Annotated in this window: 22 protein-coding genes; 12 read left to right on the forward strand and 10 right to left on the reverse strand. The window is 74.9% G+C overall.

Annotated elements, in window-relative coordinates; all coding sequences use genetic code 11:
* Window positions 1–166 precede the first annotated feature (166 nt).
* Window positions 167–1,267 (reverse strand): NB-ARC domain-containing protein, encoded by a 1,101-nt coding sequence (locus LPA42_RS34500; RefSeq protein WP_158229398.1) that lies wholly within the window; start codon window positions 1,265–1,267, stop codon window positions 167–169.
* A gap of 231 nt (window positions 1,268–1,498) precedes the next feature.
* On the opposite strand from LPA42_RS34500, the gene LPA42_RS18190 reads away from it, so the two are divergent.
* Together LPA42_RS18190 and LPA42_RS18195 are read left to right on the forward strand one after the other, a co-directional pair.
* Entirely contained in the window at window positions 1,499–2,524 is a 1,026-nt protein-coding gene (locus LPA42_RS18190; protein ID WP_077936987.1) for a serine protease, read from the forward strand.
* A 143-nt stretch (window positions 2,525–2,667) separates the two neighbouring features.
* Window positions 2,668–2,898: a hypothetical protein gene (locus LPA42_RS18195; RefSeq protein ID WP_144082591.1), complete on the forward strand. Its 231-nt coding sequence runs from the start codon at window positions 2,668–2,670 to the stop codon at window positions 2,896–2,898.
* A 25-nt stretch (window positions 2,899–2,923) separates the two neighbouring features.
* Here LPA42_RS18195 and LPA42_RS18200 read toward each other — a convergent pair whose 3' ends face one another.
* Window positions 2,924–3,946, reverse strand: a complete 1,023-nt coding sequence (locus LPA42_RS18200) for a phosphotransferase family protein (protein WP_077936989.1) — start codon at window positions 3,944–3,946, stop codon at window positions 2,924–2,926.
* Window positions 3,947–4,061: 115 nt separating this feature from the next.
* Between LPA42_RS18200 and rfbB the strand changes: the two genes are divergently transcribed.
* From rfbB to LPA42_RS18235, 7 genes are all read left to right on the forward strand, one after another.
* Window positions 4,062–5,060, forward strand: coding sequence for a dTDP-glucose 4,6-dehydratase (gene rfbB, locus LPA42_RS18205; protein ID WP_198956503.1), 999 nt, complete (start codon window positions 4,062–4,064; stop codon window positions 5,058–5,060).
* A 79-nt stretch (window positions 5,061–5,139) separates the two neighbouring features.
* A complete protein-coding gene (locus tag LPA42_RS18210) occupies window positions 5,140–6,111 on the forward strand; it encodes an ATP-binding cassette domain-containing protein (protein ID WP_077936991.1) in 972 nt (323 codons plus the stop codon).
* Window positions 6,108–6,941, forward strand: a complete 834-nt coding sequence (locus tag LPA42_RS18215; RefSeq protein WP_077936992.1) for an ABC transporter permease — start codon at window positions 6,108–6,110, stop codon at window positions 6,939–6,941. The genes LPA42_RS18210 and LPA42_RS18215 overlap by 4 nt, the downstream gene beginning before the upstream one ends.
* 98 nt (window positions 6,942–7,039) lie before the next feature.
* Complete coding sequence (locus tag LPA42_RS18220) at window positions 7,040–9,835, forward strand: DEAD/DEAH box helicase (protein WP_077936993.1); 2,796 nt, start codon at window positions 7,040–7,042, stop codon at window positions 9,833–9,835.
* An 11-nt stretch (window positions 9,836–9,846) separates the two neighbouring features.
* Entirely contained in the window at window positions 9,847–11,193 is a 1,347-nt protein-coding gene (locus tag LPA42_RS18225; protein ID WP_228986706.1) for an SWIM zinc finger family protein, read from the forward strand.
* A gap of 64 nt (window positions 11,194–11,257) precedes the next feature.
* On the forward strand, window positions 11,258–12,025 hold the full coding sequence (locus LPA42_RS18230; RefSeq protein ID WP_077936995.1) for a TetR/AcrR family transcriptional regulator: 768 nt from the start codon (window positions 11,258–11,260) through the stop codon (window positions 12,023–12,025).
* Window positions 12,026–12,087: 62 nt separating this feature from the next.
* Window positions 12,088–12,942 carry a S1 family peptidase gene (locus tag LPA42_RS18235; protein WP_077936996.1) on the forward strand — a complete coding sequence of 285 codons (855 nt, stop codon included), beginning with the start codon at window positions 12,088–12,090 and terminating at the stop codon, window positions 12,940–12,942.
* Between the two features lie 19 nt (window positions 12,943–12,961).
* Here LPA42_RS18235 and LPA42_RS18240 read toward each other — a convergent pair whose 3' ends face one another.
* The 6 genes from LPA42_RS18240 to LPA42_RS18265 all read right to left on the reverse strand — a co-directional run bounded on the left by LPA42_RS18240 (window position 12,962) and on the right by LPA42_RS18265 (window position 17,332).
* Complete coding sequence (locus LPA42_RS18240) at window positions 12,962–13,924, reverse strand: anti-sigma factor RsbA family regulatory protein (RefSeq protein ID WP_077936997.1); 963 nt, start codon at window positions 13,922–13,924, stop codon at window positions 12,962–12,964.
* On the reverse strand, window positions 13,921–14,751 hold the full coding sequence (locus LPA42_RS18245; protein ID WP_077936998.1) for an MEDS domain-containing protein: 831 nt from the start codon (window positions 14,749–14,751) through the stop codon (window positions 13,921–13,923). Before LPA42_RS18245 ends, LPA42_RS18240 begins: the two co-directional genes overlap by 4 nt.
* A 94-nt stretch (window positions 14,752–14,845) precedes the next feature.
* A complete protein-coding gene (locus LPA42_RS18250; protein WP_077936999.1) occupies window positions 14,846–15,406 on the reverse strand; it encodes an NADPH-dependent FMN reductase in 561 nt (186 codons plus the stop codon).
* A gap of 54 nt (window positions 15,407–15,460) precedes the next feature.
* A complete protein-coding gene (locus LPA42_RS18255) occupies window positions 15,461–16,438 on the reverse strand; it encodes an ROK family protein (RefSeq protein WP_077937000.1) in 978 nt (325 codons plus the stop codon).
* Between the two features lie 5 nt (window positions 16,439–16,443).
* Entirely contained in the window at window positions 16,444–16,797 is a 354-nt protein-coding gene (locus LPA42_RS18260; protein ID WP_077937001.1) for a DoxX family protein, read from the reverse strand.
* A gap of 103 nt (window positions 16,798–16,900) precedes the next feature.
* On the reverse strand, window positions 16,901–17,332 hold the full coding sequence (locus LPA42_RS18265) for a type II 3-dehydroquinate dehydratase (protein WP_043962699.1): 432 nt from the start codon (window positions 17,330–17,332) through the stop codon (window positions 16,901–16,903).
* 267 nt (window positions 17,333–17,599) lie between these two features.
* On the opposite strand from LPA42_RS18265, the gene LPA42_RS18270 reads away from it, so the two are divergent.
* The 3 genes from LPA42_RS18270 to LPA42_RS18280 are packed head-to-tail and all read left to right on the forward strand — an operon-like array spanning window position 17,600 to window position 20,683.
* Window positions 17,600–18,763 (forward strand): DegT/DnrJ/EryC1/StrS family aminotransferase, encoded by a 1,164-nt coding sequence (locus LPA42_RS18270; RefSeq protein WP_077937002.1) that lies wholly within the window; start codon window positions 17,600–17,602, stop codon window positions 18,761–18,763.
* Window positions 18,760–19,947 (forward strand): Gfo/Idh/MocA family protein, encoded by a 1,188-nt coding sequence (locus tag LPA42_RS18275; RefSeq protein WP_077937003.1) that lies wholly within the window; start codon window positions 18,760–18,762, stop codon window positions 19,945–19,947. The genes LPA42_RS18270 and LPA42_RS18275 overlap by 4 nt, the downstream gene beginning before the upstream one ends.
* 37 nt (window positions 19,948–19,984) lie before the next feature.
* The gene (locus tag LPA42_RS18280) at window positions 19,985–20,683 is read left to right on the forward strand and encodes an HAD-IA family hydrolase (RefSeq protein WP_077937004.1); all 699 of its coding nucleotides are present in this window, start codon (window positions 19,985–19,987) and stop codon (window positions 20,681–20,683) included.
* A gap of 185 nt (window positions 20,684–20,868) precedes the next feature.
* Here the strand turns inward: LPA42_RS18280 and LPA42_RS18285 are convergent, their stop codons facing one another.
* Both LPA42_RS18285 and LPA42_RS18290 read right to left on the reverse strand, forming a co-directional pair.
* On the reverse strand, window positions 20,869–21,603 hold the full coding sequence (locus LPA42_RS18285) for a class I SAM-dependent methyltransferase (protein ID WP_077937005.1): 735 nt from the start codon (window positions 21,601–21,603) through the stop codon (window positions 20,869–20,871).
* Window positions 21,604–21,775: 172 nt separating this feature from the next.
* A complete protein-coding gene (locus LPA42_RS18290) occupies window positions 21,776–24,571 on the reverse strand; it encodes a hypothetical protein (RefSeq protein ID WP_144082592.1) in 2,796 nt (931 codons plus the stop codon).
* Between the last annotated feature and the right edge of the window lie 25 nt (window positions 24,572–24,596).

Here is a 24,596-nt window from a genome sequence, read left to right on the forward strand (position 1 = left end):
CTCCGCCCCCTTTGCTCTGCACCCGCATACGCAACGCCTACGCAGCGCGACGGTCCGCCGGTCGCGGCGTCGTTCGCGTTTGCGTTCGCGTGCAGCCCGGCTGGGTGCTGCGTCCGTGGGTGCAGAGCAAAGGGGGCGTGCGAGGTCGGTTGGGGTCGGAGGAGGGTCACCCAGAGTCAGCCAGCGCCGTCGACCGTTGCACGCACAACCGGGGGTGGTCCACCACCCGTACCGGTGCCAGGGGCGGCCCCGGCAGGGCGGGTGTGGCCAGGGCGGTCGTGCGGTGGGCGGTCATCCGCTCCGCCGCGACCCGCAGGGCCAGCGGCCGACCGCCGCAGCGCCGGACCAGGTCGTAGGCGGACTCGGGGTCGGCGTCGACCCGGTCGCCGATCAGCCCGCGCAGCAGCTCGACGCCCGCCTCCGCGCTCAGCGGACCCAGCTCCAGCCGCCGCGCCCCGTGCCGCACGACCAGCTCGGCCAGGCCGTCCCGGCTGGTCACCAGGACCAGGCAGCCGGGCGAGCCGGGCAGCAGGGGGCGCACCTGCCCGACGGTGCTGGCGTTGTCGAGCAGCACCAGCATCCGGCGCCCCGACATCCGGGTGCGGTAGCGGGCGGCGAGGGCGGCCGGCGACGCGGGCAGGTCGGCGGTGGCGACGCCGAGGGCGTCGAGGAAGGCCGTGAGCACCTCGACCGGTGTCGGCGGCTGCCCGGGGCTCTCGCCGCGCAGGTCGGCGTAGAGCTGGCCGTCGGGGAAGCGGTCGGCGACCCGGTGAGCCCAGTGCACGGCCAGCGCGCTCTTGCCGATCCCGGTCGAGCCGGTGAGCAGCACGGTCATCATCGCGGCCCGGGTGGCGCCCTCGGCGAGCAGGCCGTCGAGCGCGGCGCGGACCGGGCCGCGCCCGGTGAACGGCAGCACGTCCGGCGGCAGCTCGCGGGGGACGGGCGTGGCGTCGGCGGGTGCCCACGGCCGGGCGTGCGGCGCAGGGTCGACCAGGCTGTCGTCGTGCGACTGGCAGCGGTTGGCCCGACGCCACAACGTGGCGAACTCCTCGACGTCGCCGTCGAGCACCCGGACGATCTCGCCCACCACCTCCCACCGGGCCAGGCGGGGGCGCGTGAAGACCGCGTGGATCGACGTCGGGTTGATGCCCCGGGGCCGCCGCTCGGCGCGGGTGAGCTGTTGCAGCCGGCGCACGCTGGGCTGGCCGGCGGCGAGGTGCAGGGCGTGTAGTCGGTCGTAGAAGTCGGCGAGGGGACCTGCTGGCACGAGAGGGCGGGTGAGCCGGCCCATTGGCGTTCTCCCCACATCTTGGCGCTGGCCCGGAAACCTCCGAGCTTCACCACTGTCCGATGTTGAATCCTTGCGGTCAGTCAGGTCGCGGACACACTGTCAGCGACAGAGTTGACGGCCCCGGGTCCTTCCGTCGCCGTTTCGCGGCGCCGCATGCTGTGCCGAGCGCTTAGACAAGCGCCAATGTGTTTGGTGGGAGGAGAACGAATGCACTTTCCGGACATCCGGCGGGTGGCCACGGTCACCGCGTCCGCCGCGCTCGTCGCGGCGACGGTGTTGGTGGGCACCGGGCCCGCGCAGGCAGCCCCCGTCGGCGGAGCGTCGGCCACCACGGTGGCGGCGACCACCTCCACCACTGCGGCCCGCAGCGGGCTGACCGCCGCCCAGCAGGCGAGCGACTACTGGACCAAGGAGCGGATGCGCACCGCGATCTCGGCGGACGTGCTGGTCAAGAAGGCGGGAGCCGTGGCCGGCAAGGGCCTGAAGCCGACCGGGCCGGCCCGCTCCGTGCCGCCGGCCGCGCCCACCGTGACGGCCGCCTCCAGCGTCGCGTCGCAGGCCGGTGGGGACATCAGCGCCTACGTCGCCGCGTCCGCCACCGTCGGCAAGGTCTTCTTCTACAACCCCGTGGACGGCAAGAACTACGTCTGCTCGGCCGGTGCCGTGAACAGCACCTCCAAGCTGCTCGTCATGAGCGCCGGGCACTGCGTGCACGGCGGCAGGGGCGGCCAGTGGATGCAGAACTGGGTCTTCGTGCCGCTCTACAACTACGGCGCCGAGCCGTACGGCCGGTGGTCGGCCAAGTACCTGACCGCGTTCAACGCCTGGATCAACGACAGCAACCTCGACCGGGACGTCTCGTACATCACCGTGTACCCGAACGCGTCGGGCCAGCGGCTGGTCGACCGGGTCGGCGGCAACGGGCTCTCGGTCAACTACAGCTACACCCAGGCCGTCACCATCCTCGCCTACCCGGCGGCGCCGCCGTACGACGGCGGGTGGCAGCAGTACTGCCAGGGCACGACGTACCGGCCCGGCAGCGAGAACAAGATCGCCCTCAACTGCGGCTTCACGGGCGGCTCCAGCGGCTCGGTCTGGCTACGCCTCTACAACGACGTGTACGGCTACGTGAACGGAATCATGAGCACACTGAACAGCGCCGGGGTGAACAAGAGTTCGTACTTCGACACCGCGGTCATGGACGTTTACAACTCGGTCGCGGCCCGCGTCTGAGTCATCCGATCGGGTGATGCCCGCCCCCGGCCCGGACCCGACGGATCCGGCCGGGGGCGGCGCGCGTCCAAAGAGTGTGGTCGTGGCCGGGCGTCGGGTTCCCGGTCCCGCGTCGCCGCGGGGGCGGCGGAGAGGAGTGCGGGATGAGGCAGGGGTGGGGTGCGGCGGTGGCGGTGGCCGTCGCGGTGGTCGTGGTCGCCGTCGTGGTGGCCGGGGTGGCGGCCCGCCGGTCCGGGCCGGGGGAGCGGCCGGCGGCGCCGGCGTCCGTGGGGGACAGCGGCGCGTCGAGCAGCCGGGCGCCGTCCCCGGACGGCTCGTACTGGGACCCGGGCCGGATGGGCAGCGCGGAGCCGGCCCCGATGCCCACCGAGTGACCCGGAACCGTCGGCGGACGCCGGCTCAGGGGCGGGGCAGGCCCCGGCCGAGGTCGGCCAGCTCCCGGTCGAGCAGCTCGACCAGGAGCGTGGACCGGCCCGACGCGTTCTCCCCGGTCATCCCCCGGCTGGGCATTTCCACGATCATCAGCAGGTAGAGGTGCAGCCGGTAGAGGCCGAGCCGCACCCGGGCCGCCGGGTCGAACGCCGCCGGCTGGCCGCCGGCCGCCCGCCAGCCGCGCAGGAAGGGGTGGTCCGGCTCGTCCTCGGCCCGCCGGAACAGCAGCGGCGAGACCAGGTCCAGCAGCGGGTCGCCCCACAGGTAACGCTCGCCGTCGACCAGCCCGCACATCCGGTACGCGCCGGTCGCGTCCGGCGCGGCGAGGACGTTGCCGTCCCAGCCGTCGAAGTGCAGCAGGGCGGGGCGGCGCACCTCGTCCAGCGCCCCCGCGTGGTGGCGCACCAGCTCCCGGATCAGCCGTGGCCCGCCGGGCGGGGCGACGTCCCAGTCCACCGCGTCGGCGAGCAGGTCGTCGATGATCGCGGCGAACGCGCGTGACCACGTCGGCCCGCCGGCCCGGTCGCCGTCGTAGCCGTACCGGTCGCCGGTGATCCGGTGCAGCGCGACGGTGGCGGCGCCGAAGTCGGCGCGGGCCGGACCGGCGTCGACGTCGGCCGTCAGCTCGGCGAGGGGACGCCCGGGCAGCCGGTCGGTGAGCAGCCACTCGCCGCGTTCCGGGTCCCGGCCGTGGTGCAGCACCCGGGGCACGGGCACCTGCGGCGCGTGTGCGGCGACCAGCCGGAAGTAGCGTGCCTCCGCCGCCGCCAGGCCGCGCTCGTAACGCAGCAGGCGGGCCTCGGGCGGCGGCGCGACCTTCAGCACGGCCGCGGCGCCGTCGTCCAGCGTCAGCCACCACACGGTGGCGAAGCCGCCCCCGCCGAGCGGTCCGCAGTCGACCACGTCACGCCCGGGGCCGAGGGAGGCCCGGACGTGCCAGGCCACGTCGTCCCGGGTGAGGGACCGCTGGGTGGGGCTGGGCCCGCTCATTCCGCACCTCCGCGCCGTGTGTGGGGTGGACAGTCCGCCCGGCAGCGAGCCTAGGCAGTGCGCCCAGGTGGCCGGGTCCGACCCCGCTGCGGGCCGCGTCGGTTAGCGTCGCGGCATGGAACACATGCTGGTCACCGGGGGTGCGGGGTTCGTCGGCGCCAACTTCGTGCGCCGGGCGCTGGCCGCCCGGCCGGGCCTGCGGCTGACCGTGCTCGACGCGCTCACCTACGCCGGGAGCCGGGACAGCCTCGCCGAGGTCGCCGACCGGATCACCTTCGTCCGTGGCGACGTCTGCGACGGCGACCTGGTCGACGCCCTCGTCTCGGACTGCGACACGGTGGTCCACTTCGCCGCCGAGTCCCACGTGGACAACTCGTTGCAGGACCCGACGCCGTTCCTGCGTACCAACGTCGAGGGCACGTTCGTGCTGCTGGAGGCGGTTCGCCGGCACGACCGGCGGCTGCACCACGTCTCCACCGACGAGGTGTTCGGCAGCCTGCCGCTGCACGGCGGCGGGGCGTTCACCGAGCAGAGCCGGTACGACCCGTCCAGCCCGTACTCGGCGACGAAGGCGGCCTCGGACCTGCTGGTGCGGGCGTGGGGCCGGTCGTACGGGGTGCGGGCGACGACGTCCAACTGCGCGAACAACTACGGGCCGTACCAGAACGTGGAGAAGTTCCTGCCCCGGCAGATCACCAACGTGCTGCGCGGTCAGCGGCCCAAGCTCTACGGCACGGGCGCGAACGTGCGGGAGTGGACCCACGTCGACGACCACAACGACGCCGTGCTGCTGATCCTCGACGCGGGGGTGTGCGGGGAGACGTACCTGATCGGCTCCGGGGCCGAGTGGAGCAACCGTGCCCTGCTGGAGTTGACCCTGACGCTGCTGGGCCGGCCCGCCGACGACTTCGACCACGTGCCGGACCGCCCCGCCCACGACCTGCGCTACGCCTGCGACAGCTCCAAGATCCGCCGGGAGCTGGGCTGGCGTCCCCGCCACCGGGACCTGGCCGACGGGCTGGTCGCCACCATCGACTGGTACCGCCGCAACGAGTGGTGGTGGGGGCCGCAGAAGGCCGCCACGGAGGCCCGCTACACGGCGATCGGCCGGTAGCGGCGTCACCGTCGCCCTGCCCGTACGTGCTACCGTATCTTGTACGGCAAGGTTGGTGGGGTGCGGCGGAGGGGGCGACGTGACAGCGGGTGGATACGCGATCGCGGCGGAGGGGCTGCGCAAGCGGTACGGGGACACCCCGGCCCTGGACGGCTTCGACCTGCGGGTGCGGCCGGGAACGGTGTGCGGCCTGCTCGGCCCGAACGGGGCGGGGAAGACCACCGCCGTGCGGATCCTGTCGACCCTGCTGCGCCCCGACGCCGGCCGCGCCGAGGTCGCCGGCTTCGACGTGGCCCGCCGGCCCGACCAGGTGCGCCACCGCATCGGCCTGGTCGGGCAGCGCGCCGCCGTGGACGAGGTGCTCAGCGGCCACGAGAACCTGGTCATCTTCGGCCGGCTGTGCCACCTCGGCGCGAAGCGCGCCCGGCAGCGCGCCGACGAGCTGCTCGACCGGTTCGGGCTCGCCGACGCGGGCGGCAGGCCGGTCAAGGCGTACTCGGGTGGCATGCGCCGACGGCTCGACCTGGCCGCCGGGATGATCCTGGCCCCGGCGGTGCTCTTCCTCGACGAGCCGACCACCGGGCTGGACCCGCGCAGCCGCAACGAGGTGTGGGAGGCGGTCCGCGAGCTGGTCCGCGCGGGGACCACCGTCCTGCTCACCACCCAGTACCTCGACGAGGCCGACCGGCTCGCCGACCGGATCTCGGTGCTCGACGGCGGGCGGGTCATCGCCGAGGGCACCCCCGACGACCTGAAGGCCCGGCTCGGCGGCGACCGGATCGACCTGGTCGTCCGCGACGCCGCCGACCTGGCCGCGGCCGGGGCCCAGCTCGGCCGGGTGGCCGGCGGCGAGCCGGAGGTCGACCCGGACCGGCGGCTCGTCAGCGCCCGGGTGGAGCACCGGGCCGGCGCGCTGACCGAGCTGCTGCGGGCGCTCGACGCCGCCGGTGTCGCCGTCGAGGACGTGGCGCTGCGCCGGCCGACCCTGGACGAGGTGTTCCTGCACCTGACCGGCCGCCGCACCGAGACCGCCGAGGAGGTCCCCGCGTGACCAGCACGACCCTGCCCGACACCGCGTCCCCGCACGTGACGCCCGGCCGCCCCGCCCTGCTGGCCGACAGCGTCACGCTGACCCGGCGCAGCCTGGCCCACTGGCGGCGCGACCCGGGGCCGCTGGTCGCGGCCCTCGGGTTCGACATCGTCATGGTGCTGATGTTCGCCTACCTGTTCGGCGGCGCGTTGCGGGTGCCCGGCGGCGGCGACTACCGGGAGTTCCTGATGCCCGGCATGTTCGCCATGACCATGGTGTTCGGCATCAGCCTCACCACGCTCGCCGTCTCCGCCGACCTGGACCGGGGCGTCACCGACCGGCTCCGCTCGATGCCGGTCTCCCCGCTGGCCCCGCTGGTCGGCCGGGCGGCGGCCGACCTGCTCTTCGCGGTGCTCACCCTCGCGGTGATGCTGCTCGTCGGCCTCGCGGTCGGCTGGCGGGCGCACGGCGGCGTCGGCGACACCGTCGCGGCGTTCGGGCTGATCCTGCTGCTGCGCTTCGCCCTGGTCTGGGTGGGGGTCTTCCTCGGCCTCGTGCTGAAGGGCCAGCAGGCCGTGGCCGGAGTGCAGACGCTGGAGTTCCCGCTCGGCTTCCTGTCCAGCGCGTTCGTCGCCCCGGCCACCATGCCCGGCTGGCTCGGCACGGTCGCCGAGTGGAATCCGCTGTCGGCGACCGTCGGCGCGACCCGGGAGCTGTTCGGCAACCCCGGCTGGGGCGGCGACTCCTGGGCCGTCCAGCACGCGCCCGCGCTGGCGCTGATCTGGCCGGTCGTGCTGGTCGCCGTCTTCCTGCCGCTGTCGGTGCGCAGGTACCGGGCCCTCGGCCGCTGACGCCCGCCGCGATCGTGCCGCCTACGGTACGACGTACGCTAGGATTGTCCTTCCCTCGGCGGGCGGTCGCCGCCCGCCCGATCACCGCTGGAGGCACGGTGCGACTCGGCCGGTTCGCGGTCGTCTTCGAGCCGGGCGACCCGCCCCGGGCCGGCACGGTCAGCTTCTACGACCCCGCCGGGCACGCGCTGCCCGAGGAGCTCGACGCGCTGGGGGAGTGCGGCGAGCTGGACCTCGCCCTCCGGCTCGACGGCCCCGTGGCGGTCTGGACGGTGCCCGCCTGCGCCGTGCCGGTCGGCGACGCGGTCCGGCAGCTCGCCGCGCTGCGCGACGCCGCCGCCCCCACCCCCGCCGCCGCGTTCTGGTCGGCGGTGGCGGTCACCGGCCTGCACCTGGCCGCCCGGGGGCGGATCCTGCCCGGCGTCTCCCCGCAGGGCTGGGACGCCTGGCGGGTGGGCCCCCTCGACGTGGCCGACGTGGAACGCATCCGGGCCCTCGCGGCGGCGATGCCGCCCGAGGCGCGGGCGATACCGGTCGACGCCGCTGCCGAACACCTCACCCTGCCCGAGCCGGAAGGGCTGGTCCGTGCCTTCCTCGACGCGGTGGCCGACACCCTGCCGCGCAGCCCGGCCGCGACGTGGCTGACCGGCGACCCCCGGTTCGCCGGCCTGGACCCGGAGCCCGTGGACGACCTGCGCAACTGGGCGCGGGAAGTCTCCGCCGGCGTCGACACCGGCCTGCGGGTGGCGCTGCGGCTGGAGGGCCGGGGCGACCTCGGCAGCACGCCGCTCGCCGCCGTGGTGCGGCTGCGCAGCCTCGCCGACCCGACGCTGGTCGCCGACGCGGCGGCCCTGTGGGAGGGCGACGGGCACGGCCTCGGCGAGCAGGCCACCTTCGAGGCCATGCTCGCCGTGCGCCGCGCCGCCGTCGTGTGGCCGCCGTTGGAGCGGCTCCTCGACCACGCCGCGCCGGTCGAGCTGGAGCTGCTCGACGAGGACCTGGTCGACCTGCTCGGCGGCGCTCAGGCGCGGCTCGCCGCCGCCGGCATCGACGTCGAGTGGCCGCCCGGGATCTCCCGCGAGCTGGCCGCCCGGGTGCTGGTCAGCTCCCCGCCGGAACGGCCCGCCGAGGTGGCGGAGTTCTTCCGATCCGCCGCGCCGCTGCCGCTGAGCTGGCAGCTCACCCTGGCCGGCGACGCACTGACCGACGACGAGATGGACCTGGTGGCGAAGTCCCGGCCGATCGTCCGGCTGCGGGACCGGTGGGTGGCGGTCGAGCCGGAGCTGGCCCGCCGGGCCCGCGAGCGGCAGCTCCCGCCGCGCAGGGCGTACGACGCCCTGGCCGCGACGCTGATCGCCAGCACCGAGGTCGAGGGCGAACGGGTCGACGTGGTCGCCGACGGCTGGCTGGGCGCGCTGCGCGAACGGATCGCCGAACCCGACGCCGGCCCCGAGCCGCTGGAACCGCCGGCCGGGCTCCATGGCGCGCTGCGCGAATACCAGCTACGCGGCCTGCGCTGGCTGGAGCGGATGACCTCCCTCGGCTTCGGCGGCTGCCTCGCCGACGACATGGGCCTCGGCAAGACCGTCACCGTCATCTCGCTGCACCTGCGCCGCCAGGCGGAGCCGGCCACCGCCGGGGCCACCCTCGTCGTCTGCCCCGCGTCGGTGCTCGGCAACTGGGAGCGGGAGATCCGCCGATTCGCCCCGGGCGCGAGCGTCCGCCGGTTCCACGGCACCGCCCGGTCCCTCGACGGGCTCACCGGCGGGTTCGTGCTGACCAGCTACGGCACCATGCGCCTCGACGCGGGCAGCCTCGCCGGGCACGAGTGGGGCCTGGTGGTCGCCGACGAGGCGCAGTACGTCAAGAACCGGCTCAGCGGCACCGCGAAGGCGCTGCGGGCGATCCCCGCCCGGGCCCGGGTCGCGCTCACCGGCACGCCCGTGGAGAACAACCTTTCCGAGCTGTGGGCGATCCTCGACTGGACCACCCCCGGCCTGCTCGACTCCGTCGGCGCGTTCCGGGCCACCTGGGCCCGGCCGATCGAGGTGGACCGCGACGGCCCCGCCGTGGCGCGGCTGTCCCGACTGGCCCGCCCCTTCCTCCTGCGGCGGCGCAAGTCCGACCCCGGCATCGCCCCCGAACTGCCGCCGAAGACCGTCACCGACCACCTCGTGTCGCTCACCGCCGAACAGGTGGCCCTCTACCAGCGGGTGGTCGCCGACGTGCTGGCCGAGATCCGCGCCAGCACCACCACCACCACCATCGCCCGGCGCGGCCTGGTGCTCAAGCTGCTCGTCGGCCTCAAGCAGGTCTGCAACCACCCGGCGCACTACCTGAAGGAGGCGCACGGCCCGCTCACCGGCCGGTCGGAGAAGCTGCAACTCCTCGACGACCTGCTGGAGACCATCCTCGCCGAGGACGGCGCGGCGCTGGTCTTCACCCAGTACGTCCAGATGGCCCGGCTGCTCCAGCGGCACCTGGCCGAGCGGGGCGTGCCGGCGCAACTGCTGCACGGCGGCACGCCCGTGCCGCAGCGCGAGGAGCTGGTGCGCCGGTTCCAGGCCGGCGAGGTGCCGGTGTTCCTGCTCTCGCTCAAGGCGGCCGGCACCGGCCTGAACCTGACCCGGGCCGACCACGTCGTCCACTACGACCGGTGGTGGAACCCGGCCGTGGAGGAGCAGGCCACCGACCGCGCGTACCGGATCGGGCAGACCAAGCCGGTGCAGGTGCACCGGCTGATCGCCCAGGGCACCCTGGAGGACCGGATCGCCGAGCTGTTGGAGGCCAAGCGGGAGCTGGCCGACGCGGTGCTCACCGGCGGCGAGACCGCCCTGACCGAACTCTCCGACGCCGAGCTGCTCCGGCTCGTGCAACTGCGCCACCAGGGATGAGGGGCCGCGACGTGGACTTCGACATCGACTTCGACTTCGACGAGGCGGAGCCCGACGACGAGCGGGAGCCGGGCGCCGGGCCGACCGCCGACGAGCGGCGGGCGCGCAGCTTCCCGAGGTTCGGCCCCGGCCGGCGGGTCGGCAGGAAGTTCGCCGACACCTGGTGGGGCAACGCCTGGATCGAGTCGATGGAGCGCACCGCCCTCGACCCGGAGCAGCTCAAGAAGGGCCGCCGGTACGCCTTCGCCGGGCAGGTCGGGTCGATCACCGTCAGCCCCGGCCGGATCTCCGCCGGGGTGCACGACGGCGACCAGTACACCCCGCACGACACCATCGTGCGCGTCGGCACCCTCGCCGCGGCCGAGTGGGACCGGCTGCTCGACCGGGTCGCCGCGAAGGCCGGGCACATCGCGGCCCTGCTCGACCGGGACATGCCCCACGACCTGGTGCAGACCGCCGACGACGCCGGGGTGCGCCTGCTGCCCGGCTACGGCGACCTCGACCCCGAGTGCGACTGCCCGTCCTGGGACCACCCGTGCCGGCACGCCGCCGCGCTCGCGTACCAGGCGGCGTGGCTGCTCGACCGGGACCCGTTCGTGCTGCTGCTGATGCGTGGGCGGGGCGAGGCGGAGCTGATGGCGGACCTGCGCCGGCGCAACGCCCGCCGGTCCGTCGCCGCCGACGCCACCGACGAGGCGGCCGGCACCCCGGCCGAGCAGGCGTACGCCGCGCCGCCCGCCGCCCTGCCCGCGTCGCCGGGGCCGGTCACCGGCGAGCCCCTCGCCCTCGCCCCGCTGCTCGCCGGGCACGAGGCGCCCGGCATCGACGCCGAGGCGCTCGGGGTGCTCGCCGCCGACGCGGCGCACCGGGCCCGGGACCTGCTCGCGAGCTTCGCGGGACCGGCGTCGTCGCCTCCAGGCGCGACCAGGGCGGGACCGATCGTCCCCGAGCCCGACGCCTGGTGCGACGCGGTGCGGTTGGCGGCCCGGATGCCGCGGTCTGCGGCGGCGAAGCGGCTCGGCGAGGCCAGCGGCCGGGCCGCCGACCTGCCCCGGGCCGTCAGGGCCTGGGAGTATGCGGGGGCGGCCGGCGTGGACGTCGTCGACGCGGTGTTCACCCCGCCGAGGGAGCTGGTCGCCCGGGCCACCGACGCGCTGCGCGAGGCGGGCGGGGTCGACGGTGCCGCGCCCGAGGTGCGCAACTGGCGCAACCGGTGGACGGTCGGCCGCGACGCGCAGGTGCGCTACGGCCGCGACGGCCGCTGGTATCCGTTCCGCAGGCGCGCGGGCCAGTGGTGGCCGGCGGGGCCGCCCGGCCCCGACCCGGCGGACGCGCTGCTCGACCTTCCCCAGAGCTGACGCTGTCGGCCCCGCCGCTCGCCCCGTACGAGGTACGGTATCCCGCCGTTAGGATGGCGGCACTATGTCGAACGCGCGCAAGGGCAAGGTCGACCCCGCCCGCAGCCTGGCCATCCTCTGGCGTACCCGCGAGCCGGCCAGCCGCAGCGCCGGTCCCGGCCTCAGCGTCGACCGGATCGTCCGGGCGGCGATCGAGATCGCCGACGCCGAGGGGATCGACGCGCTCACCATGCGCCGGGTCAGCGAGGCGCTGGGCGCCGGCACCATGTCGGTCTACACGTACGTGCCCGGCAAGGCCGAGCTGCTCGACGTCATGGTCGACACGCTCTACGGCGAGATGAGCCGCCCGGTCGACGTGCCCGGCGGCTGGCGGGCCCGGCTGGAGCAGATCGCCCGGGAGAACCTGCGGCTCTACCGCGCCCACCCGTGGCTGCTGCGCGCCGAGACGAGCCGGCCGGTGCTCGGCCCGAACCTGCTCGCCAAGTACGACTACGAGCTGGGCGCGGTGGCCGACGTCGGGCTCGACGACGTCGAGATGGACGCCGTGCTCACCCTGGTCCTCGGCCACGTGCGGAGCGCGGCGCGGGCCGAGCTGGACGTGGTGAACCTGGAGCGCGAGACCGGCATGACCGACGGCCAGTGGTGGCAGTCGCACGCGCCCTGGCTGGAGCGGTTCATGAAGTCGGGCAGCTACCCGACGGCCGCCCGGGTCGGCACCGCGGCCGGCGAGGCGCACGGCGCGGCGTACGGGCCGGAGCACGCGTTCGAGTTCGGCCTGCAGCGGGTGCTCGACGGCATCGCCGTGGTGGTCGCCGACCGTCAGGGCACTTGATCCGGGCGGGCCCGGACAGGGAAGCTGTACGCATCCACGCACGCCGATACATGGAGGTTCGGATGCGCCGCTTCCCCCTGCTCGCCCTCCTGCTCGCCGTACCCCTGCTCGTGCCGCCGGTGGCCGCCCACGCCGCCCCCACCGCCCCGACCGGCGCGCCCGCCCCGGTCGTCGTCGCCGACGCGCCGGCCGGCACCGCGTGGACCGTGGACCCGGCGACCGGCCGGACCACCGTCGCCGCCGACGACACGGTCGGCGAGGGTCAACTGGCCGCCCTGCGCGCCCGCCTGGCCACCACCGGCGCGGTGGTCCGCCGCGAACCGGGCCGGCTGAGCACCCTCATCGCCGGCGGGCAGGCCGTCTACGCCGCCGGCGGCGGGCGCTGCTCGCTCGGCGCGAACGTCCGCAGCGGCAGCACCTACTATTTCGTCACCGCCGGCCACTGCACGACGACCGCCACCACCTGGTACGCCGACAGCGCCGGCACCAGCGTCCTCGGCTCCCGCGCCGGCAGCAGCTTCCCCGGCAACGACTACGGCATCGTCCGCTACACCTCCACCACCATCGCCCACCCCAGCGCCGTCCACACCTACCCCGGCACGCTGACCGTCACCGGCACCGCCGCGCCCGTCGTCGGCATGGCCGTCTGCCGCAGCGGGGCCACCACCGGCGTGCGGTGCGGCTCGATCACCGGGCTCAACGCCACCGTCAACTACGCCCAGGGCTCGGTCACCGGCCTGATCCGCACCAACATCTGCGCCGAACCCGGCGACAGCGGCGGCCCGCTCTACGTCGCCGCCACCGGCAGGATCGTCGGCATCCTCTCCGGCGGCAGCGGCAACTGCACCACCGGCGGCACCACCTACTACCAGCCGATCAACGAGATTCTCGGCGCGTACGGGGTGACGATCCCCTGAGCCGGCGGGCCGGGCGGGCTCAGGCGACGAAGTGCGGGTTGCCCGCCGTCAGCCGCAGCGTGTAGCCGCCCGGCCCCCGGTGCGCCGACACGTGGTTGCAGGACTGGTGGGCGATCCACAGGCCGAGGCCGCCTTCGGCGCCGTCGCCGGCCGGGAGCAGCCCCGCGAACGGGTCCTTCGGCCCGTCGCCACCGTCGGAGACCGTCGCCACCAGCCGGTCCGGCCCCACCCACAGCCGCAGGCAGACCGGCGGCTGGCCGTGGCGCAGCGCGTTGGTCACCGTCTCGCTGACCGCCACCACCAAGTCCTCGACGTCGTCGACGGGCAGCCGGCCCCCGCCGGCGGCGTGCACGGCGGCCCGGGCCTGCGCCGCCGTGGGCTCGGACAGCTCGACCACCGGCGGCGTCGACTGGAGCGGGTCCGGCGGCGCCGGCCGGTTCTCCCGCAGGTAGGTCGTCGGCTCCGTGTAGTCGGGACTCGGCACGTGCCGCCCGTCCGGGGTGGCGTGCCGGGGATGGGTGCGCGCCACGTCCCGCAGCACCGACGCGGGCGTGCTGCGCGTGTCGTACGCGCACATGCTCCACAGCGGGAACTCGTCGTACGCGTGGTTGATCGCCGACTCGTAGCGGGCCCACCAGTCCCAGGTCACCCCCAGGGCGACCGGCGGCAGCTCCCCGACGATCCGGATCTGCCGCGCCCCGTCGGCCACGTGCCCGGCGAGCATCTCGCGGTAGGAGCGGATGGCGGCGGTCGGCCGGGCGTAGACGTCGCCGCCGGGCAGGAAGGTGACCCCGCAGCCGGCGGGCAGGGCGCCCCGCACCAGGGCGGCGTTGCGCGCGCCCAGCGACACCACCGTCGGCTCCCCGGCCGCGACCCCGCCGAGCAGGAACGGCAGCACGACCGTCAGCAGCTCCTCCTCGGAGGCATAACAGACCGCCTCGTGGAAGTAGCCCCGGTGACCCGCCGCCGCACCCGTCCTCACCGCGCGGCCTCCACCCGTATCCCGGGCAGGCCCAGCAGGTCGACGAGGCGGGCCACGCCGACGCCGGGCAGGCCGCGCAGCACCGCCACGGCACCCAGGCCGCGGGCGTACTCGCCCAGGAGCTGCAGGCAGCGGTGGTCGGCGAAGCGCAGCCGGCCCGCCTCGAACACCACCCGCCCGTCGACCGGCCGGGGCGCGGCCCGCTCCAGCGCCGTGGCGAGCAGGTCGCGGGCCGACCGGTCCAGCTCGCCGGCCAGCCCCGTGCGGCCCCGGCCCGCCGCGTAGAGCCGGAACAGCACGTCGTCGACGTTGCCCGCCGGGTGCAGGCAGGCCAGCTCGGCGACCGCCGCCGCACCCAGCTCACGGGGGTCGTAGACGCACATGGCGGAGAACGGGTGGGCCCGCATGTAGCCGTCGATCAGGTGTTCGTAGCGGGTGAAGGCCACCCGCTGCCGTGGGGTGCGGACCAGCCCGGTGGCCTCCGCGACCACCCGCAGCCCGGCGTGGCCGGCGGCCAGGGCCGCCTCGGTCGCCTCCGCGTAGGCCCGCACCTGGGCGGCCGGGTCGGCGACCCGGCCGTCGACGTAGGTGCCGTCGAGCGGGACGACCCGGGCGCTGCCGTCACGCAGGGCGTCGGCCAGCCCGGGGACGGCGGCCAGCCACTCGCGGGCCCCGGCCGGATCCCGCTCCGTCACGAACCACAGCTCCTCGCTTGCGGCGAGGCCGACGGTGAGGAACGCGCGGGCGGCGGCCTCGAAGGCGGCCGGGTCGTCGTGGCGCCAGCAGACGTGGTCGGTGGGCAGCGCGGGGCACCCGTCGCCGCTCACCGATGCTGCCCCATGCCCGCAGTCTATGCCCACCCTGTCGCCGCCAGCCGTCCCGGCCGTCCGTGCTGGTGGGGGCGGGTCCGTGGCGGCCGGGTCAGCGCCCCCGCAGCACGCGCAGCGCGCCCGCCCAGGCGACCACCTGGTCGAGCATCTCGCCCACCGCCTTCGCCTGCGCCGGGGCCGGCCGGAACTCGGTGAAGTCGACGAAGTCCGTCACCAGGGAGAGCGACACCTGCGACCGGACGTCGGCGACCTCCACCTGGGAGAGGACCAGCCGCAGGTGCTCGGCCGCCCGGGTGCCCCCGTGCACGCCGTAGCTGACCAGCCCGGCCGCCTTGTTCCGCCACTCCCGGTAGAGGTAGTCGATCGCGTCCTTGAGCACCCCGGGCACGGAGTGGTTGTACTCCGGGGTGACGAAGACGTACGCGTCGAAGGCGGCGATCCGGGCGGCCCACCGGCGCACCGCCGGGTCACCCGACGGGGCCATCGACGGCGGCAGCGGCGTGTTCAGGTGCGGCAGGGCGTGATCGGCGAGGTCCACCAGCTCGGCGGTCGCGTCGCCGCGCTGGGCGGCGATGTCCCGCACCCAGGCGGCGACGGCCTCCGCCTTGCGGCCCGGCCGGGTGCTGCCGACGACGACACCGATCCTGATCATGTGCGTTCCTCTCGGTCGAACGGGCGGCCCGGGTCGACCCGGGCCGGTGCGGCTTCAGCGGGGCGCGGCCAGGTCCCGGGCCAGCGCCACCGCGCCGTGCAGCGAGGAGAGCCCGCCCAGGGCGGCGGCCCGCACGGCGGGGGCCGGGCGGCCCGGCCGGGCGAGCCGGATCACCTCCCGACCGACCAGGTCGACGAAGCCGGGCAGCCCGGCGGCGAAGCCGCCGCCCAGCACCGCCACCGCCGGGTCGAGCAGCTCGCCCAGGCTGACCACGGCTGCCGCGAGGGCCGTACCCGCCGGTCGGACCGCGTCGTGGGCCCACGGCCGGTCCTGCGCCAGCCCGTCGCGCAGCTCGGCGAAGCCCACCTCGCCGCCCCGGGCCGCTGCGGCCCGGCGCAGCGTCGCCGGCCCGGAGGCGACCGCCTGGAGGCAGCCGTGCCGGCCGCAGTCGCACCGGGGCCCGTCGACGTCGACGACCAGGTGGCCGACCTCGGGGGAGCCCCGGCCCGGCGCCGGCAGCGGCCGGCCGCCGAGCACCACGCCACCGCCCACGCCGGTGCCGACCCCGAGGTAGACGACGTCCTGCGCGCCCACGTGCCGGGCCTCGGCCAGCGCCGCCAGGTCACCGTCGTCGGCCCAGGCGGTGCGGCTGCCCGGGAAGAGCCCGCGCAGCGTCTCGTCGAAGGGCAACCCCGCCCAGCTCGGCCGGCCCGGCCACACGACCACCCGGCCCGTCGGGCCGGTGGTGCCGGGCATCGCCACCCCGACCGCCGCGAACCGCAGCCCCGACTCCGCGCGCAGCGCGCCGACCGCGTCGGCCAGCGCCGCCACGTCGGCCTCGACGCCGCCGCCGGGCCAGGTCAGCACCCGCTCGTACGCCCGGACGCCCGCTCCCGTCGCGACCCGGACCTCCGCGGCGCGCGCGCCCTCCGCAGGCCCGGCCGCGAACTCCTCGGCGCGCAGCGCCACCTTGGTGCCGCCGATATCGACGCCGAGGACGCCGACGTGGTCCCTGTCGCTGCCCCCGGGCACCGGTCTCACCTCTGGAGCACGTGCAGCACCGCGAGCGCGGCGGCCGCCAACCCGAACGCGATCGGCATCACCGTCACCGCGAACGGGTCCCGGGCGCGCAGGTGGTAGCCGGCGGCGCCGATCATCAGCGGGACGAGGCCGACCGCCGCCGCGAGCCCGGCCAGCGGCCAGAACAGCCCGACGAGCAGGCCGACGACGGCCGCCAGCTCCAACACCCCGATGACCCGGGTGAGGCCGGCGGAGACGCCGAGGTGGTCCATCCGTTCGCGGGTCTTGCGCTCGCCGACGAGCTTCTGCACGGCCGTGGCCATGAACACGGCGGCCAGGATGATGCTGAGGGTGATGGTGGGAGTCCGCACGGAAACATCCTTAGTGGAGGGGGTGACGGGTCGCCGGGACCCTGTCGGGCTGCCCGGCCCCGGCGGGCCGGTCGACGCGGGGGGTCCTGCCTTCCGGCCGGGCTCAGCCGACCGTGGCGACGAGGGCGCGGGCGGCCAGCCGGTAGCCCAGCGGGCCGAGCCCGACGATGACCCCGCTGGCCAGCGGGGCGAGCACCGAGTCGTGCCGGAAGCTCTCCCGGGCCCACACGTTGGACAGGTGGACCTCCATCCACGGCCGGGGATAGTTGGCCAGCGCGTCGCGCAGGCTCCAGCCCGCGATCATCAACGCGCCCGGGTTCACGATCGCGCCCACCGTGTCGTAGTGCTCCTGCACCGTACGCACCAGCGCGCCCTCGCAGTCGTGCTGCACCGCCACGACGTTCCAGCCCCGCGCGGCGACCTCCTCGCCGACCGCCCGCTCGATGTCGGCGAGGGTGTCGGTGCCGTAGATCTCCGGCTGGCGTCGACCGAGGATGCCCAGGTTCGGGCCGTTCAGCAGGAGCACGTCGGACACAGCTCACCTCGCGTGGGGCGACCCGGCGGGGCCGGCGACAGATTCCCCGCAGTCTTACTACGCCACCCGCCGACCACGGGCCGGGCACCACCGACCGACCGGCGAACTAAGGGGTGGGTAGGGGCCCGCTAGGGGAAGTGAGCAGGCTGCCGGGTCGGTTAGCGTCCACCGCGAGCCGATGACGTTGCCAGCTGGAGACCGCTGCGTCCAGCCGCCGCGGGACGGCCGGGGAACCGCTGGTCCTCCTGGATTGGGAAGTGGGAAGTCATGAGTGGTCAGCCGTCGACGGTGCCGGAGTTCCCCGAGTGGCCGCAGTTCGGTGACGAGGAACGAGCCGGCCTGATCCGCGCCCTCGAACAGGGCCAGTGGTGGCGGATGGGCGGGAGCGAGGTCGACACCTTCGAGGCGGAGTTCGGGGCGTACCACGGCACGCCGCACGCCCTCGCCGTCACCAACGGCACCCACGCCCTGGAGGTCGCCCTGGAGGTGCTCGGCGTCGGGCCCGGCACCGAGGTCATCGTGCCGGCGTTCACCTTCATCTCGTCGTCGCTCGCGGCGCAGCGCCTCGGCGCCGTCGCCGTGCCGGTCGACGTCGACCTCGACACCTACTGCGTCGACCCGGCCGCCGTCGCCGCCGCCGTCACCGACCGCACCAAGGTGATCATGCCGGTGCACATGGCCGGGCAGTTCGCCGACATGGACGCGCTCGACAAGATCGCCGCCGACGCCGGGGTGGCGCTGCTCCAGGACGCCGCGCACGCCCACGGCGCGCAGTGGCAGGGCCGCAAGGTCGGCGAACTCGGCTCGGTCGCCGCGTTCAGCTTCCAGAACGGCAAGCTGATGACCGCCGGCGAGGGCGGCGCGGTGCTCTTCCCCGACGAGGAGACCCGCGAGCGCGCCTTCCTCGTGCACAGCTGCGGCCGGCCGCGCACCGACCGCGACTACCTGCACCGCACCACCGGCTCCAACTACCGGATGGGCGAGTTCACCGCCGCCGTGCTGCGCGCCCAGCTCGCCCGCCTCGCCGGCCAGATCGACGTACGCGAGCAGCGCTGGCCGCTGCTGGCCGGCCTGCTCGCCGAGATCCCCGGCGTGGTCCCGCAGACCATCGACCCGCGCACCGACCGTAACCCGCACTACATGGCCATGTTCCGCATCCCGGGGATCACCCCGGAGCGCCGCCGCGCCGTGGTCGACGCGCTCATCGCCCGGGGCGTGCCCGCGTTCGTGGCGTTCCGGGCCATCTACCGGTGCGAGGGCTTCTGGAAGGCCGGCGCCCCCGACGAGACCGTCGAGCAGATCGCCGCCCGCTGCCCCAACGTCGAGCAGATCCACTCCGACTGCGTCTGGCTGCACCACCGCACCCTGCTCGGCACCGAGCAGCAGATGCACGACATCGCCGCCGTGCTGGCCGACGTCCTCGCCGGATGACCACCCCGCCGCCGGCCGTCTCCGGCGTCGCCGTGCCGCCCGGCGGCCCGATCCGGGTCGCCGTGGTCGGCCTCGGCTGGGCCGGCCGGGAGATCTGGCTGCCCCGGCTCGCCGCGCACCCGGCCTTCGAGGTGACGGCCCTGGTCGATCCGCAGCCGGCCGTCCGGGAAGCTGCCCGCGACACCCACGCGGTGCCCTTCGCGTACGCCGACGTCGACGACCTGCCCGCCGGCGCGGCGGACCTGGTGGTGGTGGCCGTGCCCAACCACCTGCACGCCGCCGTCGCCGCCCGGCTGCTGCGCCGGGGCGTACCCGTGTTCCTGGAGAAGCCCGTCTGCCTCAGCTCCGCCGAGGCGGCGCTGCTGGCCGACGCGGAGCGCGCCGGCGGCGCGGTGCTGCTGGCCGGCAGCGCCGCCCGGTGGCGCGCCGACGTGCGGGCCCTCGCCGACGCCGCCGCGGAGCTGGGCCCGATCCGGCACGTCGACGTGGCGTGGGTCCGTGCCCGGGGGGTGCCCGACGCGGGCGGCTGGTTCACCCGCCGCGACCTCTCCGGCGGCGGCGCGCTCGTCGACCTCGGCTGGCACCTGCTCGACACGGTGCTGCCGCTGCTCGGCCCGGCCACCCGGATCACCCACGCCGTCGGCAGCGTCTCCGCCGACTTCGTCAACGACACCGCCGCGCACGCCGTCTGGCGCGACCCCGCCGGTTCCGCCGCTGCCGCAGGCGCGTTGCGGGGCGACGGTTCGGTCGGCGGGTCGCGGGGCGACGTCGAGGACACCGCCCGGGGGTTCCTGCTCACCGCCGACGGCGCGTCCGTCGCCGTGCACGCCTGCTGGGCGTCGCACGAGGCGCTGGACCGCACCACCATCACCGTGCAGGGCGTCGCCGGCACGGCAACCCTGCGCTGCACGTTCGGGTTCAGCCCGAACCGGGAGCCGACGCCGGTGCTCACCCGCACCCGCGACGGCGAGACCGTCGCGCTGCCGCTGCCGGCCGAGCCGATCGGCACCGAGTACGACCGCCAACTCGATGCCCTGCCCGGCCTGCTCACCGCCCCGGCCAGCCGGGGCGCGGCCGTCGCCGAGGCACACCGGACCATCGACATCATCGAACGGATCTACCGCACCGCCCGGCCCACCGAGCCGGAGCGGGAGCACGCGCTGGCGGGCCAACGCGACCGGTGAGAACCACCGGCGACCTCACTCGCTCCGGGGAGCAGCCATGACCCATCCACCGTCCACCATCGACGTCACCCTCCCGCCGCCGCCCGCCCGGGGCCCGATCCGCGCGGTCGTGTTCGACCTCGACGGCGTCGTGGTCGACAGCTCGGCCGTCATGCGCGAGGCGTTCAGCATCGCGTACGCCGAGGTGGTGGGCGACGGGCCTGCGCCGTTCGAGGAGTACAACCGGCACATGGGCCGGTACTTCCCGGACATCATGCGGCTGATGGGGCTGCCGCTGGAGATGGAGGAGCCGTTCGTCCGGGAAAGCTACCGGATGGCGCACCTCGTGCCGCTGTTCCCCGGCGTACGCGAGACCCTGGAGGAGCTGCACGGCCGGGGCGTCCGGATGGCCATCGCCACCGGCAAGAGCGGCCCCCGGGCCCGCTCGCTGCTCGACACGCTCGGCGTGCTCGGCCTGTTCGACCAGGTGATCGGCTCCGACGAGGTGGCCCGCCCGAAGCCGGCCCCGGACATCGTCCTCGCCGCCCTCGGCCACCTCGACGTGCCGCCGGAGCAGGCCATGATGGTCGGCGACGCGGTGATCGACCTGCTCAGCGGCCGGGACGCCGGCGTCACCACGGTCGCCACCACCTGGCACGGCGGGGACGTCGCCGCCCTGCTCGCCGCCGGCCCGGACGTGGTCGCCCACGCGCCGACGGACCTGCTGGCGTACTGCCCGGCGGCCCTGGTCCCCTGACCCGCGCGCCCGCGCGCCCGCCTTGACCGCGCGCCCGCCCTGACCGCCGCGGCGCTGGGCCGCCGCGCGGCCGGGTGCCGCCGCCGTGTCGGCGACATGGCGGTATCGAGTCGGTCTTGACCCCGCGATGTCGGCGACATGGCGGGGCGACCTGCCGGCCCGGACCCCGTCGGCCCGGCCGTCGGTCAGGGGAGGCGGTACACGGAGATGTGGTTGCGCGACTCGGCGGTGAACTCGCCGCCGGCCCAGTCCGCGTGCCGCGACTCCAGCTCGAAGCCGGCCAGCTGCGCCATCAGGTCCAGCTCCGCCGGCCAGATGTAGCGGTGCGGCGTGCGGAACACCTGCGCCTCGGTGCCCTCGCCGAACCTGAAGTGGTGCGACACGACGTGCTGGCGCAGCACGTCGTAGGTGTCCAGGCCGATGTAGCCGGGCTCGCAGTGCCAGACCGTGGCCTGCCGGCCCGGCGGGAGCTGGCGCAGCTCCGGCACCCACAGCTCGACCACGAACCGGCCTCCCGGGCCGAGGTGGCGGGCCGCGTTGCGGAAGCAGGCGACCTGCTCGGCCTGGGTGAGCAGGTTGGCGATCGTGTTGAAGACCAGGTAGACAAGCGTGTACGCCCCCGGCGCGACGGTGGTGGCCATGTCCCCGACGACCACGGGCAACGCCGCCTCGTCTACCTTCGTCCGCAGCCTGTCGACCATGGCGGTGGACAGCTCGATGCCGGTGACGGGCACCCCGCGCTCGGCGAGCGGCACGGCCACCCGGCCGGTGCCGACGGCGAACTCCAGCGCCGCCCCGCCGCCCGCGAGCGCGGCGAGCCGGTCCACGGTCGGCCCCAGCACCTCGGGGGCGAACATGCCGACGCCCGGCGTGTCGTAGCGCGCGGCGGCGTCGGCGTCCCAGATGTCTTCCTGCCTCATGGGCCGACGATCGCCCCCGCAACGGCATGCTGTCCACCCGATTACCCGTCGACGCGACGGGTGTCGAAGAGGGGCACCGGGTGCCGGTCGCCGGATTCTTCGCGGAACGCAGGCCGAGGGGCGGGCACCGGTAGGTCCCCGCCCCTCGGATCGACTCACCCGGTCAGCTGTGTCACCAGGCAGTGCCGCAGGACTTCGCGGTGCCGGTCGCCGGCACGAACGCCATCGCGTCCCAGGCGATGTCGACCTCGCCGTTCGCGCCGGTGATCCTGTTGCTGAGCTGTACGCGCGCACGCGGCCCGAGGGTGTGGCGGCCGAGGCTCACCCACCGGTCGGCGCCCTGGGTGGCCGAGTCCTGGTTGACCACGCAGGTGCGCTCCTGGTCGCGGGGGTCGTTGTAGATGCCGATACCCGGCTGGATCAGGTATTCGGCCGCCGTCTCGTTGGCGCCGTGCGACGGCAGGTGCACCACGATGTCCCAGCTCTTGATGCCACTGCGAATGTTCGGCGTCCACGTTCCGACCACCTGGTGCAGCGGCGCGTCGCTGTCGTCGACGCTGTGGGTGAACCACATGTGGCCGAGGTAGCCCGCCCCGAGCTGGTGGACGTCGATGTCTGCGTAGAAGCTGTTCCCGTCGCCCGCAGGAGCCCCGAGGCGGAGGGTGAACTTGCCGCCCCAGCTCTGCCCCGCGCAGCCCAGCGGATTGATCGACGAGTCCTTCAGGTCGTCGACCACCAGAGCCCCGCTCGCCGAGAACGGAGTGCACCGCTTCGGGTAGACCGCCTTGACGGCCGGCTCTGCCGAGCCCACCGCGTACACCAGCTTCTCGGTGCTCAGCGGGGCGGCCTCGGACGCCCAGCTGGTGCTGCCGTGCCACCAGCAGGACTCGTCGCAGCCCGAGTTGTCCCCGAACGGGGAGCAGTTGTTCGCCGCACCGCAGAACTGGTACCTGCTCGGCAGGCTCAGCTGGTTGCTCGACGATCCGAACAGCGGCTTGGAGTACTTCGTCACCGGATCGATCCACTGCCACTGCGGCACCTCGGCCCAACCCATGATCCGCTCCGGGTAGGACCAGTCCGACGGGTGGCTGGCGTCGTCGGTGTTGATCCGCAGGAACGGCGTCCGGTTCGCCGGGTACGACGGGTTGGCCGGGTTGTTGAACCACCCGAGCCCGTAGTTGCCGTTGGCACCCGGCTCGCCCTGCGGGTGCACGCCGCTGTTGTAGCCCCAGACCGCCAGGAACCAGTTCTCGATGTAGCGGGGGTCGTTGGTGTTGACCGATATGCCGAGCGACTGCACCTGGTTGAACTTCTCGACGAGGATCCGCAGACCGGCGGCGATGTTCGCGGCGTAGTCGCTCGAGATCGCCACCCGCTCGGCCTCGGTCCATTTCGTCGAGTCCCAGGTCATGCCGTCGGTGACCTGGGAGATGCCGTATCCGCAGTCGCTGCTGCTGTAGTCGATGTAGTCCCATCCCCACGAGCTGCTGCTGCGGCTGCCGTAATAGTCGGAGACGAGCGGGTTGCCGCCGTCACCCGGCGCGGCATGCCAGGAAGCCTGTGCCATGTTGGTCTCCTGGGCCAGCACCGCCAGCATCACCTGCGCGGGCACCCGCGGCCCGGACGGCAACGGGAAGAGCCCCTGCGGGGTGTATGCCGGCCCGCCGGTCTTCAGGTAGTTCGCCGGTCGGGAGACGGTCAACTTGCCCTGCACGGCGAGGTCCACCGCCCACTCCACCTGGTTGGCGCTCGGCTGGAGCACCTGGCGGCGAATGTCGTTGCGGGGAACCGCGCAGGTCGGCCGGAAGAAGGGGTTGGTGATGACCTCTCCGGTTATCTGCGCGCTGGGGGCCTGCCTCCGACCGGCCCGGGGCGCGGCGACGTCCGCTGGAGCCTTCGGCGTGGTGGTCACCGTGTGCCGGCTCTCCCGGCCGCTCCTCGTGGCCCGGACCGTGACGTCGAGGCGGGTTCGGCGGTCGGCCTGACCCGTCTCGGCCGGGCTGGCCGACATCAGCAGCAGGTGTCCCTCCCGAGAGGCCACCCGGGTCTTGTCGCCGGCCTTGAGCAGCACCAGGTCGGCGGGGTGCCGGCGGATTCCGGCGATGTCGCCGACGAGGGCGTTGCGACCGCCCGAAAGGCCGACCAGTTCGAGGCCGGTGGCCCGGCCGGTGCCGAGCACGGTGTGCCGGCGGCCGTCGTACCGGTGGGCGCTCGCCCGGGCCTCGACGCCCGGCTTCGCCTCGTCCACGGTCAGCACGTCGACCGCGCCGGCAGCCGTCACCCGCACGGCGAACGGCTGCCCGCCCGGGTCGGCCAGCTTGGTGAGCTTGCCCGCCCGGAGCCGGTGCAGACCGCCCCGGAGGATGCCGTAGTCGCCCTCGGCAGCCGGTGCCGCGTTGGTGAACTGTCCGGCCAGGCGGACCGTCGAGGTCACCTTGCCGGCTGCCGCGTCGATGGCGATGACCTCGGTGGTCTGTTGGTCGACGTCGGTGGGCCGGGTGACCAGCACGCGTTCACCGGCCCCGCAGGACGGGTTGTAGTACGCCAGCTGAACCCGTTCCTTCAGCGGAACGACCTTGCCGTTGGTCAGGTCGACCACCGCGACGTAGGCGCCCTTGGTGGCCAGTTCCGGCTTGTTGCTGTACGAGGTCGGCGCGTACACCGCGACGGCACGCTTGCCGGAGCCGGTGACACAGACGCCGCCCGTCCAGTTGCCGACGTCGGGGAGACCGGCGTTCAGTGTGGTCAGGTTCGACCAGGCGAAGGCGTCCCGCTCCCGGGCGACGAACAGGTGGAAGCCGCTTCGGTCACCGGCTCCGGCGACCAACTGGTCCTTGGAGCCGGCCCAGTCGGGGCCGAGCGAGGCGTCTGGGTCGGCGAGCGCCCCCCGGCTCAGGGTCTCGGCGGGGACCGGTGAGATCGGCCGGGCGGCCACAGGCTGGGGAACGACAAGCACCGAGGCGCTCATCGCGACCACCGCACCGAGCGCACCA

Source organism: Micromonospora sp. DH13, assembly GCF_020873825.1.
GTDB lineage: Bacteria > Actinomycetota > Actinomycetes > Mycobacteriales > Micromonosporaceae > Micromonospora > Micromonospora haikouensis.

Coding starts and splice junctions, on each gene's coding strand:
- LPA42_RS18235 (WP_077936996.1), top strand. CDS start 12,088: ATGCGCCGCTTCCCCCTGCTCGCCCTCCTGCTCGCCGTACCCCTGCTC.
- LPA42_RS18190 (WP_077936987.1), top strand. CDS start 1,499: ATGCACTTTCCGGACATCCGGCGGGTGGCCACGGTCACCGCGTCCGCC.
- LPA42_RS18280 (WP_077937004.1), top strand. CDS start 19,985: ATGACCCATCCACCGTCCACCATCGACGTCACCCTCCCGCCGCCGCCC.
- LPA42_RS18275 (WP_077937003.1), top strand. CDS start 18,760: ATGACCACCCCGCCGCCGGCCGTCTCCGGCGTCGCCGTGCCGCCCGGC.
- LPA42_RS18230 (WP_077936995.1), top strand. CDS start 11,258: ATGTCGAACGCGCGCAAGGGCAAGGTCGACCCCGCCCGCAGCCTGGCC.
- LPA42_RS18250 (WP_077936999.1), bottom strand. CDS start 15,406: ATGATCAGGATCGGTGTCGTCGTCGGCAGCACCCGGCCGGGCCGCAAG.
- LPA42_RS18285 (WP_077937005.1), bottom strand. CDS start 21,603: ATGAGGCAGGAAGACATCTGGGACGCCGACGCCGCCGCGCGCTACGAC.
- LPA42_RS18195 (WP_144082591.1), top strand. CDS start 2,668: ATGAGGCAGGGGTGGGGTGCGGCGGTGGCGGTGGCCGTCGCGGTGGTC.
- LPA42_RS18290 (WP_144082592.1), bottom strand. CDS start 24,571: ATGAGCGCCTCGGTGCTTGTCGTTCCCCAGCCTGTGGCCGCCCGGCCG.
- rfbB (WP_198956503.1), top strand. CDS start 4,062: ATGGAACACATGCTGGTCACCGGGGGTGCGGGGTTCGTCGGCGCCAAC.
- LPA42_RS18200 (WP_077936989.1), bottom strand. CDS start 3,946: ATGAGCGGGCCCAGCCCCACCCAGCGGTCCCTCACCCGGGACGACGTG.
- LPA42_RS18270 (WP_077937002.1), top strand. CDS start 17,600: ATGAGTGGTCAGCCGTCGACGGTGCCGGAGTTCCCCGAGTGGCCGCAG.